This is a genomic window from Novosphingobium sp. B-7 (assembly GCF_000410615.1).
GTDB classification, from domain to species: domain Bacteria; phylum Pseudomonadota; class Alphaproteobacteria; order Sphingomonadales; family Sphingomonadaceae; genus Novosphingobium; species Novosphingobium capsulatum.
Map to the genome: position 1 here is coordinate 1 of NZ_APCQ01000195.1, position 244 is coordinate 244.

Annotated in this window: 1 pseudogene; it reads right to left on the bottom strand. The window is 63.9% G+C overall.

Going from position 1 to position 244, the window contains the following annotated elements:
- A pseudogene (locus tag H926_RS32185) lies at nt 1–176 on the bottom strand (IS256 family transposase); the annotation flags it as partial.
- Nucleotides 177–244 lie beyond the last annotated feature (68 nt).

Genomic DNA, 244 nt, shown 5'->3' on the forward strand with positions numbered 1-244 from the left:
TAGCCGTTGCGCTGGACAAGCCGATCGGCGGACTTCTCGCCGTGGGCCGCACCCGTCAGGCCGCCGACCTCCATCTCCATCAACCGCCCGGCGGCAAACGAGATCATCTCGCGCAAAATATCCGCGTCAGGGGCCTTCTCGACCAGCGCGCGCAGGTGCACCATGGAATCGGTCATCGTGGTTCTCCAGGTTCGAGCTTCGCAACCCAAACCTAGCCGAAAATCACGGTGACCACCCGCGCTGC